This window comes from Alkalihalobacillus sp. FSL W8-0930, from assembly GCA_037965595.1.
Classification (GTDB): Bacteria; Bacillota; Bacilli; order Bacillales; family Bacillaceae_D; genus Alkalicoccobacillus.
Map to the genome: position 1 here is coordinate 2332406 of CP150183.1, position 17272 is coordinate 2349677.

20 protein-coding genes are annotated in these 17272 nt (G+C 41.8%); 6 read left to right on the forward strand and 14 right to left on the reverse strand.

Annotated features, from left to right (window positions below):
- Positions 1–75 precede the first annotated feature (75 nt).
- A complete protein-coding gene (locus tag NSQ54_12390) occupies positions 76–621 on the reverse strand; it encodes a peroxiredoxin (protein ID WYP25124.1) in 546 nt (181 codons plus the stop codon).
- 305 nt (positions 622–926) lie between these two features.
- On the opposite strand from NSQ54_12390, the gene NSQ54_12395 reads away from it, so the two are divergent.
- Positions 927–1754, forward strand: coding sequence for a mechanosensitive ion channel family protein (locus NSQ54_12395; protein ID WYP25125.1), 828 nt, complete (start codon positions 927–929; stop codon positions 1752–1754).
- 48 nt (positions 1755–1802) lie between these two features.
- On the opposite strand, the gene NSQ54_12400 is transcribed toward NSQ54_12395, so the two are convergent.
- From NSQ54_12400 to NSQ54_12435, 8 genes are all read right to left on the reverse strand, one after another.
- On the reverse strand, positions 1803–2057 hold the full coding sequence (locus NSQ54_12400) for a YkuS family protein (GenBank protein ID WYP25126.1): 255 nt from the start codon (positions 2055–2057) through the stop codon (positions 1803–1805).
- A gap of 112 nt (positions 2058–2169) precedes the next feature.
- Positions 2170–3303, reverse strand: a complete 1134-nt coding sequence (locus NSQ54_12405; protein ID WYP25127.1) for an N-acetyldiaminopimelate deacetylase — start codon at positions 3301–3303, stop codon at positions 2170–2172.
- Entirely contained in the window at positions 3300–4499 is a 1200-nt protein-coding gene (locus tag NSQ54_12410) for an acetylornithine transaminase (GenBank protein ID WYP25128.1), read from the reverse strand. The genes NSQ54_12405 and NSQ54_12410 overlap by 4 nt, the downstream gene beginning before the upstream one ends.
- Before the next feature lie 83 nt (positions 4500–4582).
- Complete coding sequence (gene dapD, locus NSQ54_12415) at positions 4583–5299, reverse strand: 2,3,4,5-tetrahydropyridine-2,6-dicarboxylate N-acetyltransferase (GenBank protein ID WYP25129.1); 717 nt, start codon at positions 5297–5299, stop codon at positions 4583–4585.
- 74 nt (positions 5300–5373) lie between these two features.
- Complete coding sequence (locus NSQ54_12420) at positions 5374–6270, reverse strand: AEC family transporter (protein ID WYP25130.1); 897 nt, start codon at positions 6268–6270, stop codon at positions 5374–5376.
- Positions 6271–6593: 323 nt separating this feature from the next.
- A complete protein-coding gene (locus tag NSQ54_12425) occupies positions 6594–7634 on the reverse strand; it encodes an HD domain-containing phosphohydrolase (GenBank protein ID WYP25131.1) in 1041 nt (346 codons plus the stop codon).
- 163 nt (positions 7635–7797) lie between these two features.
- The gene (locus tag NSQ54_12430; GenBank protein ID WYP25132.1) at positions 7798–8898 is read right to left on the reverse strand and encodes a mechanosensitive ion channel family protein; all 1101 of its coding nucleotides are present in this window, start codon (positions 8896–8898) and stop codon (positions 7798–7800) included.
- Positions 8899–9056: 158 nt separating this feature from the next.
- On the reverse strand, positions 9057–9359 hold the full coding sequence (locus NSQ54_12435; GenBank protein ID WYP25133.1) for a hypothetical protein: 303 nt from the start codon (positions 9357–9359) through the stop codon (positions 9057–9059).
- A 141-nt stretch (positions 9360–9500) separates the two neighbouring features.
- On the opposite strand from NSQ54_12435, the gene NSQ54_12440 reads away from it, so the two are divergent.
- The 5 genes from NSQ54_12440 (at position 9501) to NSQ54_12460 (ending at position 13308) form a co-directional block, all read left to right on the forward strand.
- Positions 9501–9989 carry a FixH family protein gene (locus tag NSQ54_12440; GenBank protein ID WYP25134.1) on the forward strand — a complete coding sequence of 163 codons (489 nt, stop codon included), beginning with the start codon at positions 9501–9503 and terminating at the stop codon, positions 9987–9989.
- Between the two features lie 72 nt (positions 9990–10061).
- Positions 10062–11414: an MATE family efflux transporter gene (locus NSQ54_12445; protein ID WYP25135.1), complete on the forward strand. Its 1353-nt coding sequence runs from the start codon at positions 10062–10064 to the stop codon at positions 11412–11414.
- A 69-nt stretch (positions 11415–11483) separates the two neighbouring features.
- A complete protein-coding gene (locus NSQ54_12450) occupies positions 11484–11633 on the forward strand; it encodes a hypothetical protein (protein ID WYP25136.1) in 150 nt (49 codons plus the stop codon).
- A 101-nt stretch (positions 11634–11734) separates the two neighbouring features.
- Positions 11735–12970 (forward strand): DNA polymerase IV, encoded by a 1236-nt coding sequence (locus NSQ54_12455; GenBank protein WYP25137.1) that lies wholly within the window; start codon positions 11735–11737, stop codon positions 12968–12970.
- Entirely contained in the window at positions 12967–13308 is a 342-nt protein-coding gene (locus tag NSQ54_12460; GenBank protein ID WYP25138.1) for a YolD-like family protein, read from the forward strand. Before NSQ54_12455 ends, NSQ54_12460 begins: the two co-directional genes overlap by 4 nt.
- A 25-nt stretch (positions 13309–13333) precedes the next feature.
- Here the strand turns inward: NSQ54_12460 and NSQ54_12465 are convergent, their stop codons facing one another.
- From NSQ54_12465 to NSQ54_12485, 5 genes are all read right to left on the reverse strand, one after another.
- Entirely contained in the window at positions 13334–13768 is a 435-nt protein-coding gene (locus NSQ54_12465) for an N-acetyltransferase (GenBank protein WYP25139.1), read from the reverse strand.
- Positions 13769–13949: 181 nt separating this feature from the next.
- Positions 13950–14237, reverse strand: coding sequence for an AbrB/MazE/SpoVT family DNA-binding domain-containing protein (locus tag NSQ54_12470; GenBank protein ID WYP25140.1), 288 nt, complete (start codon positions 14235–14237; stop codon positions 13950–13952).
- A 134-nt stretch (positions 14238–14371) separates the two neighbouring features.
- Positions 14372–15112 (reverse strand): tRNA pseudouridine(38-40) synthase TruA, encoded by a 741-nt coding sequence (gene truA, locus NSQ54_12475; GenBank protein ID WYP25141.1) that lies wholly within the window; start codon positions 15110–15112, stop codon positions 14372–14374.
- Between the two features lie 103 nt (positions 15113–15215).
- On the reverse strand, positions 15216–16166 hold the full coding sequence (locus tag NSQ54_12480; GenBank protein ID WYP25142.1) for an N-acetylmuramoyl-L-alanine amidase: 951 nt from the start codon (positions 16164–16166) through the stop codon (positions 15216–15218).
- Between the two features lie 184 nt (positions 16167–16350).
- Positions 16351–17205 (reverse strand): aminoglycoside 6-adenylyltransferase, encoded by an 855-nt coding sequence (locus NSQ54_12485; GenBank protein ID WYP25143.1) that lies wholly within the window; start codon positions 17203–17205, stop codon positions 16351–16353.
- Positions 17206–17272: the final 67 nt, after the last annotated feature.

The window sequence follows — 17272 nt, forward strand, 5'->3', positions numbered from 1 at the left end:
ATCTCCCTTTCTATTAATGTAAACGAAAAGGCCTAACATTAAATAGCTAGACCTTTTCATACAACTCAAGAATTCTTATAGAGTTGCTTGTCCTGGCTTCCAGTTTGCTGGGCAAAGTCCACCAGTTTGAAGTGCTTGAAGTACACGAAGTGTCTCATCAACATCGCGACCGATGTCGTTGTGATTCACTACAGAATATTTTAATTCGCCTTCTGGATCAATAATGAACAATCCACGTAAAGCAATTCCTTCATCTTCAATTAGCACACCGTACTCACGAGAGATCGCGTGGTTCGTGTCAGCAGCAAGAGAGTAGTTTAAGTCACCTAGACCATTCTCATCACGAGACGTATTGATCCAAGCTTTGTGCGTGTGAATCGTATCTGTTGAAACCCCAACGATCACTGCATCAAGATCTTCAAATTCATCATTACGATCACTTAGTGATGTAATTTCCGTTGGACATACAAATGTAAAGTCCATTGGATAGAAGAATAACACTGTCCACTTATCGTTTTTCATGTTTTCTTCAAGACTTACTCGTCCAAATTCTTTGTTTGGAAATACTGCCTCCATATCAAATCGAGGTGCTTGTTTACCTACCATACGTTTATCAGACATACTAATTCCTCCTTCAACTGAATCAATGCTTTTTTCACCTTAGTTATTATAAAAGAGCAACATTTTTTAGTCAATGTTATGTAAGAATAAATGTAAAGTAGTGATCTCTTTTATGACATGACCTAAGATGTAGTTTACCCAGTAAATGTTTGAATAAACGACACTGTTCCCCTTAAGTATACTTCTTTTTTAATGAGTAAGGAAATGATAAGGCTCTACCCTCTTCATTTGAGATTCTCATGTGCCTATGCTAGGATTTAAGACGATATCATTTATTGCTGATTGTGTAGGAGCTGATGGAGAAAATGAGTAATTGGTTTAATGAATTGAATGTAGGCGCACTCCTTGAGAGTGGAATTTTGTTAATCGGTCAATTAGTACTGGCGTTTATCGCCTTTTATGTAGCGAGAGCTATTGGACGTAAGGTGATTACACAAACATTTGCCAAGATGAAGGATCAACGAAATATTTCTGCGGGAAGAAGTCATACCTTAGAAAAGCTTACTAAAAACATTCTTTCGTATGTTCTCGGATTTATTTTAGTGACGTTTATTGCTGAAATGTTTGGTTTGTCTCCAGGCGCACTGATTGCTGGAGCCGGTGTCGTTGGACTAGCGATTGGCTTTGGGGCACAAGGTCTAGTCAGTGACGTTGTAACAGGCTTTTTCTTATTACTTGAAAAGCAAGTAGATGTAGGTGATTACGTCACGATTGCGGGTCTAGATGGTGTGGTTGAAGAGGTTGGTTTGCGAACAACACAAGTGCGTGGGTTTGATGGGTCCTTATCCTTTATTCCAAACCGAAATATTACAGATGTTCATAACCACTCGCGTGGAAATATGCGAGCCCTCGTAGATGTCAGCGTGCCGTTTGAGGATGACATGGACACGACCATCCAACTAATTCAAGAAGCTTGCCTTGATCTTGGAGAGGTGAAAGAATTCATTAAAGAAGGTCCAGATGTCTTAGGAGTGGAAGACTTAACTTCTTCCCTTGTCACGATTCGAGTGATTGCTAAAACTGAGAACATGCACCAATGGACAGTCGAACGCCGTATTCGCCAAGCTATTAAGCAAGCGATGGAAAAAAAGAAACAACTGGATGATGCTGCATCAACAAATGACGAAGAATAACTCAAAAAAACCAGGTGAAAAAGGTTCACCTGGTTTTTTGCGTACAGATTAATGCGTTTGGTTATTTAATGTATGCTCCACTCGTTCACAAACATCCATAGCAGACATTCCATCTGCATTGATGACTGTTCCATTTGTCACATGATCTTGAATGCCCATCACATTCTGATCCAATCCAGAAATGACACAACAGTCACAAGAGCTTGCATCATTTTCTTGCTTAAGTGAAACCACATCATATCCTTTAGATGCGAGTTCCTCACTAACAGCTGTTAACGATTGTTCAACGCCAATACGCGCCATATCAATTTCCTCCCTTAAGATAAAGTTCTTGCGTAGCTAGGTTGTCCAAATGACAAGTAGATATGCAGGATGCTTCACCTTATGTCTGAGAAAATCATGACCAAGCGTCACTTTATGCTTGGTCCATCTTCCACGTAAAGTACTCAATTAGATGATTGACAGCTATTTGGATCGCAGCCTCGTCTGGGAGCAGGCGCGCATCATGCAGCCCGTATGGACTGTTAACCCCTAACCAGAACATAAATCCAGGAATCTGCTCGAGGAAGTAACCAAAGTCTTCACCGGTCATAGCTGCTGGTGCCTCTACAAAAGAGACATTCTTATCTGCTTCAGCAAAGCTCATATATTCTTTAGTGATCGCAGAATGATTAGATACTTGACAGTAATTGCTTCCGTAATCAATTGTCAGCTCACATTCAAAGGAAGCTTCAATTCCTTTTGCGATTGCCTCAATCCGACGTTTCATTTCGATCATCGATTCAATAGAGAGGCTTCGAATGGTCCCTTCTACTCTCGCTGACTCCGCAATGATATTCTGCTTCGTCCCACCTTGAATGACTCCAATTGTCACGACACCTGAATCGAGTGGATTGATATTTCGGGCAACAATGGTTTGTAGCTGTGTCACAAAATGACTCGCCGCGACAACCATATCACGGGCTGTATGTGGATAGGCAGCATGTCCGCCTTTGCCTTTTAGATCAATAAATAACTCTGAGGTGTTGGCAAAAAGCAGCCCTTCACGTGTTGAAACAGTACCTACTGGGAGCTCTGGTGCGATATGCAAAGCAACCATTTGATCTGGCCAAAAATCCTTTAGTACCTGTTCATCAAGCATTGGTTTCGCGCCACCAGGTCCCTCTTCCGCTGGTTGAAACACAAATACGAGGTTATCTTTCGGTTGGTGTGTTGAAACGTGTGAAAGCACACCTAGGGCAATCGTCATATGAAAGTCATGTCCGCACGCATGCATCATGTTGTCATGCTCTGAAGCAAACGTCTCGATACCTGAACGTTCAGCAATTGGTAATCCGTCCATATCTGCTCTATAAGCAAGGGTTTGCTTCGGGTCAGATCCTTGTATATATACAAGTACACCTGTACGCCACAGTTTTATCTTCCAATACTCTTGGGCCATTGGTTCAAGTATTTCTAAAATAAGTTGCTGCGTTTTAAACTCGTTAAACCCGATTTCTGGGATCTGGTGAAAACGGCGTCTTAAAGCAATTAATTCTTCGGTTTTCATTCGTTCACCTCTTGTAATACTTCATTAAACAATGTTAAGAAATCGTGGATCTGTTCATCACTTACAATAAGCGGAGGTAATAGTCGGATGATCGTTTGTTGGGTAACATCCACTAGCATTCCTCTCTCAATAAGCTTGTGCTGAATCTGCTTGACCGATTTCGGCTCAAGCTTCGTGACCACACCAATCATCATTCCTAAGCCACGAATTGACTCGATCTTATCTGTATGTTCTTTCTTCAACCCTTCAAGGCCATCTAATAGAATCTTAGACGCACGTTTTCCGTCAGCAAGCACACCATCATCAAGAAGCAGCTTGAGTACCGTATTACCAAGAGCCGAACTAAGCGGGGATGGTGCAAATGTTGTCCCATGATCCCCAGGCTTAAACAAGTCCTTATGGGCTTCTTTCACGATAATTCCACCTAGAGGTAGTCCTCCTCCGATCCCTTTTGCAAAAAGCACAACATCCGGTTGAACCGCCGTATGCTGGTATGCAAAAAGCTCGCCTGTTCGTCCGATTCCTGTTTGAATTTCGTCCATACAAAAAAGCACACCATACGTTTCACATAAAGCTGCTGCTTGCTCGATGTATGATGCCTCTAAAGGAAGCACGCCACCCGAGCCTAAAACAGGCTCCATTAAAAGAGCAGCCGGTTTCTCTTCGCGTAAGATCGTTTCCAAGGCTTCCAAGTCATGCGGTTCCACATCATACACAGGAAAATCACTTACAGGAAAGTCTTGATAGACGCCTGGCTGTCTTGTTAGCTTTAGAGCACCAAGTGTACGACCGTGAAAGCTTTTCTTCAGGACAACGATTCCATCTTTCTCTTTCTGTGTTTTTGTCCATTTATGAATAAGCTTAACCACAGCTTCTGTCGCTTCCGCACCTGAATTTGTATAAAAAACTCTACCTGGGAATGTTTCTTGAATCAGTCGTTCAGCCAGTTCAACAGCTGGTTTGTTCACATATAGGTTTGAGATATGAAGAAACTTTTCCCCCTGATCTTTTAATGTCTGAACAATGTCAGGATGCGAATGACCTAAAATATTTACTGCCAAGCCGGTAATAAAATCAAGATATCGTTTTCCATCCTCATCGATTAACTCTGCGCCCTCTCCCCGTTCGATCACTAGAGGCAGTCTACCATATGTATTCATAAGTGCCTGATGATTTCGCTCGTTCCAATCTGACATGCAATCACTCCTCAATCTAATTGGATACAGAAAAACCTTGTCACCTGTACTGGCGACAAGGCTTCTCCCTATCTACATTTCTATTAGTCGTTTAAACGACGTAGTTCTTGTTTAATTTCTGTTTTACCTTTTGTTTTTTCATCAATTTCTTTGATTACGCGTGCAGGTGTACCAGCAACTACAGTATTTGAAGGTACATCCTCTGTAACAATGGCTCCAGCAGCGACAACGGCTCCCTTACCTACTGTTACGCCTTCAAGAACCACAACGTTTGCACCAATCACAACATCATCTTCTACGATAACAGGCTTAGCAGATGGTGGCTCAATGACACCAGCAAGAACAGATCCCGCACCAACGTGGCAGTTCTTACCAACTGTTGCACGTCCACCAAGAACAGCGTTCATGTCGATCATTGTTCCTTCACCGATTACAGCACCGATGTTAATGCTTGCACCCATCATGATCACTGCGCCTTTTCCGATTTCTACTTGATCACGGATAATTGCACCTGGCTCAATACGCGCTTCAATTCCTTTAAGGTCTAGAAGTGGAATAGCAGAATGACGACGATCGTTTTCAACAACATAGTCTTCAATGTTCGCTTGATTTTCTTCAAGAACTGCGTTGATTTCGTCCCACTCACCAAAGACAACCCCGGTTTGTCCATTTATAAAGGCTTTTGTATCTTCGCCAAAAGAAATCCCCTCAAGGTTTCCTTTGATATGTACTTTTACAGGTGTTTTCTTTTTACTTTCAGAGATAAACTTAATAATTTCGTTTGCATCCATTTGATTCATGACCTTTTCCTCCTAGCAATTACGTTCAGTATACTCACAATCATAAAGATTTCCCCGTAAAAATGCAACGCTTATCATCCAAGGATCATAATTAGGATCGTAATCGTCGGAATACTGATAAGAGTTGTAATTAAGGTAACACTTGAAACAAGCTTAGGCTGCGCTTGAAATTGGACAGCATACATCACAATCGTTGCGGCTGATGGCATCGCTGCAGATACAATAAGTACTTTACCAAGTAATGGGTCAAGCGGCATCAGTGAGACTAACACCCAAGCAAGCACAGGTGAGATGAACATACGCAGAATCACACTAAAGGTTATATTACCCCAATCGAAATTCCCCCATTTGATCATCGCAAGCTGCATACCTAAAATGACCATAACCATTGGGATCGCAGCATCTGAAATAAGATCTACGGTTCCAAACAAATTGTCAGGTATCTTCACTTGAGTAAAATTAAGAATGAGAGCAAAAATCGCGGCATACGAAGCAGGCATTTTCGCAACAGACTTCATCGCTATGCGGATACCGGCTTTTCCTTTAACCGCATAATAGACTCCAAAGAAATTCATTAGGATGGATTGAAGCACCATGGCAGAGATAGCAAATTGAAAACCAGATTCCCCGTAGGCGAACAAAATAATCGGTGTACCATAGTTTCCGGTGTTCATGAACGCTGTCGATAAGATGAGTGCATTTTCCGTGGATAGATCAATCTTTCGGATTTTCGTATAGATCTTACAAATAAAAATAATGAGAAACATTAGTATAAATGAAAAGAGAACCATATAACTATATTGGCTATTTAACTCTGTTTCATAAAAGGTCTTAAACACAAGACAAGGCGTCATCACATAAATGGCCATAGTAGAAATAGGACGGATATCGACCTTTGCCACACGTTGAAGAATATACCCAATCATAAAAATCAAAATAACAGGTAAAACCACTTGAATAAATATTGTCAAAACAAAAGAACTCCTTTTCGCGTTACTGCCGTGTCAGTATATCATACTCTTTGTTTTAGGTTAGAGGGTTCTTAGTGTTTTCTTGCCACTCTTAAGATAAAAAGAATGGGGAGTGAGATATAACATATAGCAAAGCACGATATCCGCTACGGAAGGGACGGCCTCAGCCCCTTTCGCGGGAAAGCGCCGCTACAGTGTCTTTACCACGTCCTATTCCGTAGGAGTCTCGGGTTCTTCCTCCGCTCGGTTTACAAAAAAAGAACGGCGAATGATTCAATCGTAGAATCATTCGCCATTTTTTCATTGATTTTTAGTTTTGTCGTTTAGTCTACAATCTTCTCAATGAAAACGGTTGGGTGTTTGACTAGATTGATATCGACTGCTTGAAACTCTCCGTGCCCGTGGCCTTCTGCCTTAAAAATACGCACAAATGGTCGTTGTGGGATGCCATCATTTTGCGCGGATACGACCCCATATTCGCCTGTCGACAAAACCACCTGGATGCCTGTCGGATAAAAGGCAATCGTTTTAAGGAAGTGTGACACGATTTGATGGCCGTAACGCACACCCGTTAAACCCATAATGATTTCGCACGCTTCATGTGGCAGCATCCGTCCACCCGGTCTAAGCGGGCTGATTAGATGATCAAACGCATTCGCTACTGCAACAATCTTTGCAAATACGTGAATATCCTTTTCTAGTAACTGACGAGGAATCCCGCTTCCATCTACATGTTCATGATGAGAAAGAGCAATGTGAGCAGAAAGGGCACTCATTTCACTATTTTTACGTAAGACATTAAATCCTCTCCAAGTATGATGATCCCCCATCACGACTTTTGGTTCGTTATCTTTTAAGGAAGCCATCTTGCCGATATCATGCATTAGCGCACCTGTTGCAAGCTCATACAGCTTCGCTCTCGGTAATCCGAGACGAACCCCAACAATGGTTGAGATCATACACACATTTAGGGAATGAACAAACAACCCATTATCCTCGGTTCTCATGTCCGTTAAACTTAATAGAGACTGACTGTGATTGAGGATTTCTTCGACGATCTGCTTTACTGATTGCTGGACTGATTTTAGTTCAAAGTCTTGGCCTTCTTGTACAAATTGAAAAGACTCGGTTAAATTTGCAAAGGTTGCTCGTTTCACTTCCTCTGAAACAAGATCTTCTTTTTTTATTTCATTGTCAAAGGGGTCCTGAAGATAAACGGCTTTGATTCCTAAGCGCTTTAAGCGACTAATCAATGCCGGTGTCAGAGACGCGCCTTCATTTAATAATACCCTGCCATCACTTGTATAAATTTGTTTGCCTAATTTTTCATTAGCCTGCGTGAGTTCTATGGTCGTATAGCGCATGATGAAACCCCTTTGGTCAGAATACTCTTATTATACTAATCTTCTCCCTTTTATCGGTTCTTTTTTTGTTTATTCTTATGTTTTGTCGATAAATAGTGCTAGAGTCCCGTGTTGTTTTAAAGAAAAAAGAAGAGTGACCCCGATTGATCACTCTTCTTGCATTCTATTCTTTTACTTCATGGTTTACGACATCAAGTGGCTCTTCAGACATGACTAGATTAGCCGGTGCGGAGACATGGATGCCTTCTTCCTCTAGTACTTCAAGAATACGGAAGTGGGCTTTTTCTCGTATTTCCATAAACGGCGCCCACTGATTTGTTTCTGTGAAATAAGTAACCATCAGGTTGTAGCTTGATTCAGCAAATTCTTCAAACCTGACAATGACTGTGTCAGTTGCAATGTCTTCGAATAATTTAAGCTCATGATCAATCCGATCTCTAAGCGTCTGTAGCTTCTTACTAGAGGTAGACTGTCTAATGCCTAAGCTAAAATAAACACGTCTTCTGCCCATCTCTGTCCAGTTCGTAATGGCTTCATTTGCTAGCGTTGAGTTTGGAATAACAACTAATGTATCGGAGAAGGTGCGGATTTTTGTACTTCTAAATGTGATATCCTCTACTCCACCTTCAACCGTTGGTGTTTCAATCCAGTCCCCTTTTTTAAATGGACGTTCTGTAATGATGATAATTCCACCAAAGAAGTTCCCAATTGTGTCCTGTGCAGCAAGGGCAAAGGCTAGTCCACCGATACCAAGACCAGCAACAAAGGTACTAATGTTAAAGCCCCAATTGTCGAGGATGATGATGAAGGTTACAATCACTACTAAGACTCGAAGAATTTTTGAAACAAAGGGAATGAGCATGCTTTCTTCTTGAAGCTCTGCTTTTTTTGCAATGTTCGTAACCGCATTTGAGTAATAAGTCATGTAATTATATAAGCCCCACCCTATGGTGAAAATAATGAATGACCGATATAACCTCTGGATTGGACGTTGATCCGTTAAGGTTGAGTAATCTAAGTATTGCAAGGCCAGATATGTACCGATTATTACAAATAAGAAGCGCAATGGCTTTTCATACGATTTTAATACATCTCGAATGACTTTAGTTGACGAGCGTTTTGATAAGCCTAATACTAATTTTTTTGTTAAAGTTGTGAACATTTTTCTAAAAACCAAGAACACTAAAAAGATGGCAATTGATAAGCCAATATTTATCCAGTCCAGGTTAATTAGTTTTTCTACGTATTGGTTCAAGCGTTCCATATGAGGCTCCTCTCAAATCCTTCTATTTCTTTTGTTCATAAAGGATACCTGCTAGATGGTCCGTTTTTCAACCAATAACCATTGCCATTAGCCACTTTTTCATCTTTTTCGACAAAAAGTAGCCCAAGCATAGGCTTGAGCTAGAGAATGATTCCTTATTAAAATGGATCGTGGTCCAATGTTTTTTGAATAACCTTTGCAAGCTCAGGCTTTGTTGTTTCTTTTTTTGCTTCAGAATGTGGAATAGCTGCTTCTACAACATCCTTTAAGCCCGAGAGAACATCGTCACCTGATTCCATCATTGCATTTGTCAAATCATGACTCTCTTCTTTATAATCTATCGCTTTTTTCTTAATGGCTTTTGTGTTTGTTAAGGCATAAAGACCTGCCGCTGCCAAAAATCCGCCAGCTGCTCCACCGATCATATATCCCGCATGATTTTGTTTTTTTCGTTTGAACATCTTTTTTCACCTCTTTTCTTTTATCGTGTGTAGCAGAGCTGATTTTATACATAGTTTAAAAAAGGGCGTAGTCTATGCTAGAATAAATAAGACTAACTCCTTATTATTGAATGGATTTATTTTGTAGGAAAGGTGTTTATCATGAAAAAAGGACTACTCGCATTCTCCATTGTTGCCCTTTTCATGATTGCTAGCTGCGCGATTGGGCAGAATCAATCAGATCAGCAAGGGCCCGGTTCCCTTGATACACTTGAAGCTGAAATACACGCACCAAGTGAAACGGCTTTGGATGAACCTGTTATGCTACAAGTGAATGTCACCTACGGCGGAGAGCCTGTTACAGATGCCAACCTTGTAACGTTTGAAATTTGGGAAAATGGTCATCGAGATGCTGGGGAAACAATTACCGCAGAGGAATCTGAGCCCGGTGTGTATTCTCTGGAAACTACGTTTAATGAAGATGGCATTTATCATATACAATCTTTTGTTGAAGCAGGAAGCGAACAAATTGAGCCTACTGTTCGTATCATAGCCGGAGATGTTTCAGAAACGGAGCTTGAAGCAGCCGAACAAGAGTTTCAGCAGGAAGAAGATCAAGAAAAGGCACAAGAATCTAACTCAAATGAATAAATGATAAATGGCTACAAGGAAAACGTTACGAGTATTCGTGACGTTTTCCTTTGTGCCTATTGGAGATGAAAGATGTATCACGCACAAACCTATCAGCAAAAATTAAAATTATACACGTTGATTCTTTGGCCAATTATGGTCACACAAATTAGCCTCCATTCGATGAATGTAATTGATACGATGATGTCTGGTCGAGCCGGAACAACTGATCTTGCAGGTGTTGCTGTCGGCTCAAGCCTCTGGGCACCAATTCTCACTGGGTTTAACGGGATCTTAATGGCCGTAACCCCTATTATTGCTCAGCTTTTAGGAAAAGGAGAAAAAGCTTCTATTTCACGTTCTGTGATACAGGCTCTTTATCTGTCTGTGGCATTAGCACTTCTGGTATACATAGCGGGATTTCTCTTTCTTCCTTCTATTCTGGAGTTCATGAGCCTTGAAGCTGAGGTTTCTTATATTGCTAAACATTATCTTATTGGCTTATCCATCGGCCTAATTCCTTTGTTCGCGTCGAATGTTTTACGCTATTTCTTTGATGCACAAGGATACACTCGGATCACGATGTCCATCCTGCTTATTGCTCTTCCCGTTAGTGCTTTGTTAAATTATTTGTTGATTTTCGGTAAATTTGGATTTCCCGAGCTTGGTGGAATTGGTGCCGGGTATGCAACAGGCATCACCTATTGGCTAATTTTTATTTTAAGTATTCTCGTCACTTATTATGTGCCAACGATACGCTCCTTCTCGCTTTTCTCTACCTGGTTTAGACCTTCTCTAAAAGCTTGGCGCGAGCAGCTTGCGCTTGGCTTACCAATGGGGCTGTCCATCTTTTTTGAAGCAAGTATTTTCTCGTTTGTTACCTTGCTGGTCAGTCGTGTGTTTGCAACAGATATTATCGCCGCGCATCAAGCAGCATTAAATTTCTCATCGCTTTTATTTATGATTCCACTTAGCATGTCGATGGGCTTAACGATTGTTGTTGCTTATGAGATTGGAGCAGGTCGTCTCCAAGGCGCCAAACAGTACAGTCGAATAGGAATATCTGCTTCCATGCTCATTATTTCGTTTGCATCTGTTATTCTGTTTTTCCTAAGAGAACCGATTTCTTACTTATACACAGATAATCCAAATGTCGTCCAGCTTGCTATGAGCTTCTTTATCTTTGCGATTTTCTATCAGCTTTCTGATGCTGCGCAGGCTACCTTGCAAGGTGTACTACGAGGCTATAAGGATGCAACTGTGCCATTTATTATTGCCTTAGTGTCTTATTGGGGAATTGGTATTCCTTCAGGTGTGTTACTTGCTACCCAAACAGACCTAGGTCCATTTGGTTTCTGGATCGGTATAATTATTGGGTTAACGAGTGCAGCGATTGGCTTTTGGATTCGTTTGTCTATGGTTACCAAACGTTTCACTCTATCGTAAAAGAATGAATTCCTGACATTTGGACATCTTTGTACTAGGAACTTTTTTTACGATAAGAGGTGTTAATCGATGTGGACTCCGTTCATTCTTTATACAACACGTGGATCCTCTGGCGTGGGGACAACGCCAATTGTACTTGTTGCTGTCTCCATTGGCCTGATGGTTATGATCATGGGTGCGCTGTTGATTTATGTTTCTAGAAAACGTCAAAAACAATAAACTTCCTTTAAAAAGAACCCAAGCTGGTTCTTTTTTCTAGTTGTATAAGAACATTCATTCGCATATAATAAGAACATATATTCGCCAAGAGGTGAACAAGGATGAAGAAGGTCATTTTTTTAGTAGACATGGAAAGCTTTTACGCATCAATTGAAGTGACGAGAAGACCGGACTACCGTGGGAAAGCCTTAGTGGTATCTGGTGATCCAAATCGTCGGAGTGGGGTAATATTGGCTGCTTCAAAGGAAGCAAAACGGTTTGGGGTTAAGAATGCCGAACGCCTATGGGAAGCCCAACAAAAGTGTAGTGATTTAATTATCGTCCCGCCGCATATGCAGGACTATATTGAGGTCTCCATTGAAATCACCGCTATCCTCAAAACCTATACGGACTTAGTTGAACCCTATTCAATTGACGAGCAATTTATGGATGTGACCCATTCTCAGCGACTTTTCGGTTCCCCTCATGAGATCGCAAAAAAGGTACAACAAGACATCTGGAAGCAATGCGGAGTAAGAGCGCGAGTGGGCATTGGTGAAAACAAAATTTTAGCTAAGCTTGCCTGTGACCATTTCGCCAAAAAGAACAAGGAAGGCATCTTTGAGCTAAAAGCTGAAGAGCTTAAAGAAACACTTTGGCCATTGCCTGTAGAAGATTTATTTGGAGTCGGCAGCCAAATGAAGCGGCACCTGTATGACCGTGGTATTCGTACCATTGGGCAGCTTGCAGCAACGAACGTGGAGTTTTTTAAGAAGCGATGGGGCATACATGGTCAAGTACTGTGGATGAATGCTCATGGAGTTGATTACTCACCTGTTAAGCTCTCCACGCATGATGGACAAAAAGCGATTGGTCATGGGATGACGCTGCCCTATGACTATGCAACAAAGGCTGACATTCATACCGTGTTGCTTGAGCTGTGTGAGGAGGTCTGTCAGCGCGCCCGTAAAAATCATGTACATGGTTCAACGGTTTCACTCAGTGTCTCAGGTGCAAGCTATGAAGTGCGCACAGGATTCCATCGGCAATTTACAATGCCTTATGCAACAAACGCCTCACTCACTTTATATAAGTATGTGTGTCGGCTGCTTGACCAGTTTTGGGATGGTCAGCCTGTTCGCCGGGTAGGTGTGGCGTTGTCTAAGCTCTCTGATGGAGATGCCGTACAGCTTGATTTGTTTGATCATAAGCAACAGCAAGATGACCGAGCACTTGGAGAAGTGATGGACCAAATTAAAGCACGTTTTGGTAAAACAGCTCTGCTTCGCGCCTCCTCTCTCCTACCTGCTGGTCAAGCGAGAGAGCGTGCTGCTAAAATTGGAGGACATTACAAATGAGTGATTTTTTAGAACGAGGCAATCTTTTGTGGGAAGGCAGTCGAATGATGCTTCCTGAACACAAACAAGCGATCCGTGCGCAAAATGAGCGAGAAAAGCACACTGCTCCTCCTGAGCTTGACGCACAAGAGCTAGAAGAGCTTGGAAGGGTTGCGACACACTCCCTTACCCACTCTACCCCTGTGCATATTGTGTTTTGGGAGAACGGGTACGATTACAAACTAATTGCTACTGTCGAACGAGTAGAGCCCCAGCAACAGCAGGTAACCGTTCGAGAAAGCAAGGATACGCGCAAAACGATTATGTTTAACCAATTAAAAAGCATCGAACCGATTTAAACAATTTGGCAAAAAAGAAGGCGAATTACTCAGCCGCCTTCTTCCATTCCATTACATATTCACGTTCACCTGTCACGTCGTCCATTTGTTCAGAGACAATCTGAAAGTCAAATCGTTTATAGAACTGAATCGCTCGTTCATTTTTTACATACACTTGTAAGCTTAAAAACGAGTATTCATTCTGCACCCATTCAAGTAATTGCTTGCCATAGCCCTTCCCCTGACGTTCTTGATCGACAAATAGTGCCGCTACTTGAGAATCCATTAGCGAAACAAACCCACAGATTTCTCCTCTATCCTCCGCTACAAGCGTACAAGCTTGAGGCAAGTACACATCCTTCATAGCAGATTGTTGTTCACGCCAGTATGAATCGGTAATAAAGTCATGGGCTGTTAAAGAAGCTGTTAGCCAAATTGAAACAAGTGCGTCCATGTCTGTACACTGAGCCGGTCTGATCATGTGATTCGTCCTCCTCTTGATGGTTTATTGATCGGCTTTGGTTGCTTGGATCCATCTGTGCATCCATTCCCCCACTCTATATGATTTCATATGTATCATTCTATCTTACCAAAAATCCCCACACTAAAAAACGGTACAACATGATCTTTTTAAAGAACGTGTCATACCGTTTAAGAAGAATTTAGCTATGTTTTAATTGCAAATATTCTTCGACTTTCTCTAGAACCTCCGAGGCTCCTTTTGGACTAAGGACAATGTTCCCATTACCGAGTGAAATGTTTCCCTCGTTAATTTCACCTGTAAGCATACATTGTGTACTTGGCGTATACTTTTTTAAAATAATTTCCTCGCCATTCACGTAAATCTCCATAGGATCTTTAATGTCTATATCTAGGGTGCCCCGCAGTTCCTTAGGAATCACAATACGGCCTAATTCATCAATTTTGCGAACAATACCTGTTGACTTCAACGTATGACCTCCTAGTCAATTATGATCTCCTATTCTATACCCGATTTTCGAAAAATAATGGAATGAAATTAAGTTATTTTTGTGAACAACAAAAATAACGGGAAAGTACCAATGTACCTTCCCGCAAATCCTTTTTATTTAAATTCAATCGTCTCAAGATACAGTCCGTTTGCATCTGCAAACCCTGCATGTTCCCGCTCTTTTGATTCCAAAATGCCAGGAATCGCTTCTGCTTTCATCTCACCTAATCCTACTTTAATCAGTGTGCCGATGATTTTACGAACCATGTTATATAAGAAGCCGTCTCCCTTTATGCGGATCTCCAGCACCCCATCCTTTGTTGAGAAATCAATCGACCGGATGGTGCGTACATTTGATTTCTTCTTTGATTTGGCATTGGAGAAGGCTGTAAAATCATGCTCGCCGATAAAATAAGAGCTCGCCTGTTTCATTAGCTCAAGCTTTAACGGATCCGCTACATGCATACTTACCTTTCTTAAGAAAGGATGACTATATGATTCATTCCAGATTTTATAGACATACGTCTTGTCCGCTGAATTATAGCGCGCATGAAACCGTTCATGAACCATTTCTACTTTCGTTACACTAATGTCTTCAGGTAAATAACGATTCAAATAACTTTTTAATTCATGAACCGTGATGTCCAAGTTAAGCTTCACATTTGCCACTTGTCCAAGCGCATGGACACCAGCATCCGTGCGGCTACTACCGATGATCTCGATTGGATAACCCGCCATCTCCGTTAACACATTTTCTATTTTCCCTTGAATCGTGTTTTCGCCTTTACCAAGACGTTGCCAACCTTTATATCGTGTTCCGTCATACTGGATGGTTAATTTAAAATTCTTTTTCATTATGTTCTCCTTCAACGTACGTAAATGTTTAAACCCTGTCTAATAGTAACATATAACAGAGTAAAACCAACATGTGTGCTGAAGGAGTTTTAAAAAAGACTCACTATCTTAGTAGTCTCTCCCAGGTGTTTGGTCCTGCGATTCCATCAACTGCAATTCCTGCGCTACGCTGGAATGTACGAACAGCAGCATCTGTAGCCGGGCCAAATGCACCATCAACTGCAATGCGTGCGCCTTTTGTATTTAGTGCAGATTGCAATAAACAAACCCACCATTGGTGAGTGGAGTTTCTACGAAGTGTATTCGCGGCACGCTTACTTACGGGACCAAAGATACCATCAATATTGACACCTGCAAAATATTGGTACACACGCACAAGCGCCTGACGCGTTCTCGGGCCGGTAATGCCATCCACCACTAGAGGGGTAAACGATGCCTTATTCGGATAGTCACGAGAGTTCAAGAATGATTGCGCACTGGCAATAAACTGATTCACAACCGGCTTTGGTGCTGGTGTCGGTGTCGGGCTAGGCGCTGGTGTTGGTGTTGGCGCTGGAACTTGCACTCCGCCTGTTTGTGGACCTGATTGAACAGATTGAATCAGGCGCTTATAGTCGTCCCACTCATTTAGCAGGCGCGCCGGACAGTTTTTACCGGTCCAATGCTTATGCGTCACGACTCTTGATAATGGAATGTTTAAATTCTTCATCAGTCTCTGAACAAGCCAGGCTGCATTTTCTTTTGCTTTTTGAAAATTACCATCGGAATTCACACAAAGCTCGATTCCGATCGACTGACTGTTTCCATCTGGTCCAGCATGCCAAGCGACTTCATTGACCGGAAGATGTTGAATAATCTGTGTGTCATCTACAGTATAATGCCATGAAACAGAACGAGATCTTGCGTCAGCACCCTTGATATAACGAGCATGCACCTCTGCATTTGCTCCCGCACTTGTATTTCCCGTTTCATGCTGAGTGATATATGTTGCATTTAACGCACGGCCCGGACGGTTACTCGCTGAAACTGGTAGAAAATCCATCTTAATATTCATCTGAATCCTTCCTTTCTCTCCTTTATGTGATCTAGTAAAACGACTCATTAGTACTAGAAAGATATGAAGGGAACGCTTCACTCCATTCATAGAATATGCTTGGCCTATTTTTTACGTTCGGGTGTTTGGAAGGGGTGACTAGTAATTGATGTGAAAAAGCCCTGCATTTCTGCAGGGCGAAGCATTACGCATAACGATCTCGTTGGACCGCTTTTAGATAAGAGAGAACCTTATCCGTTTCTACAGCGTGTTGCGTATAGTGAAACGTTGACGCTACCTCATCAGCATAAGTAGCAAACTCTTCTAAAAGAACAAAAAGGGATGTCCATATTTCGTGGTTCTCTAACCGTGGGTATGTCTCACTAAACCGCTTCCATTCCTCTTCAGATAAAAACCGTTTAAGGTACTTCCCATTCTTCCCAGTACTAAGCGAAAACTTCGTGTGTATCCCAATCTTCCAATTCATCATCTGAATGAGCATCTCTCTCACAATTGATAAATGATCATATGCATACGTCAGCTCATCGCGCCATAATCCCTTTGCAACATAGGTCGCGACCCACCAGCACTCATTGCAGCAATCATCAAATAACTTTTGCGTTGGTGGCAGAACCCAATATGCTTGGTCTGTTGAAGGTGGGAGGATTGGTAGCTGCTGATCCTTATCTAGTAACACCACAGCAAGCGCATCCCCGCCATTCCACGAGTCTGCTAGTGACTGTGGCACAAGCGTCAAATCAATGCGATTCCCATCCTCAAATAACATAAGGTAGGCAAACGTCCCATCATCTAAAGGTGAAATCAAGTCAATGGCTTCCGGTGTTTGCATCACAATTCGCTTGCCGAATGGATCGATCCAATCTGGATCATGTATAAAAGATTCCACATCCGTGACAACATATACAATATCGTAATCTTGAAATTGATCTTTTGGCACATTCGGATTCGTTCTAGATCCATTCATCCCGACGGCTCGAACTCGTTCATCCTGCTTGGCTACGTCTATCATAAGCTTCATCATTTCATCGGTTGATCTCATTTTGCACCCTCCATTTATATGATGATTGATTGAATAAAGGATGGTAGGTGGTGGACCTCGAATCGGT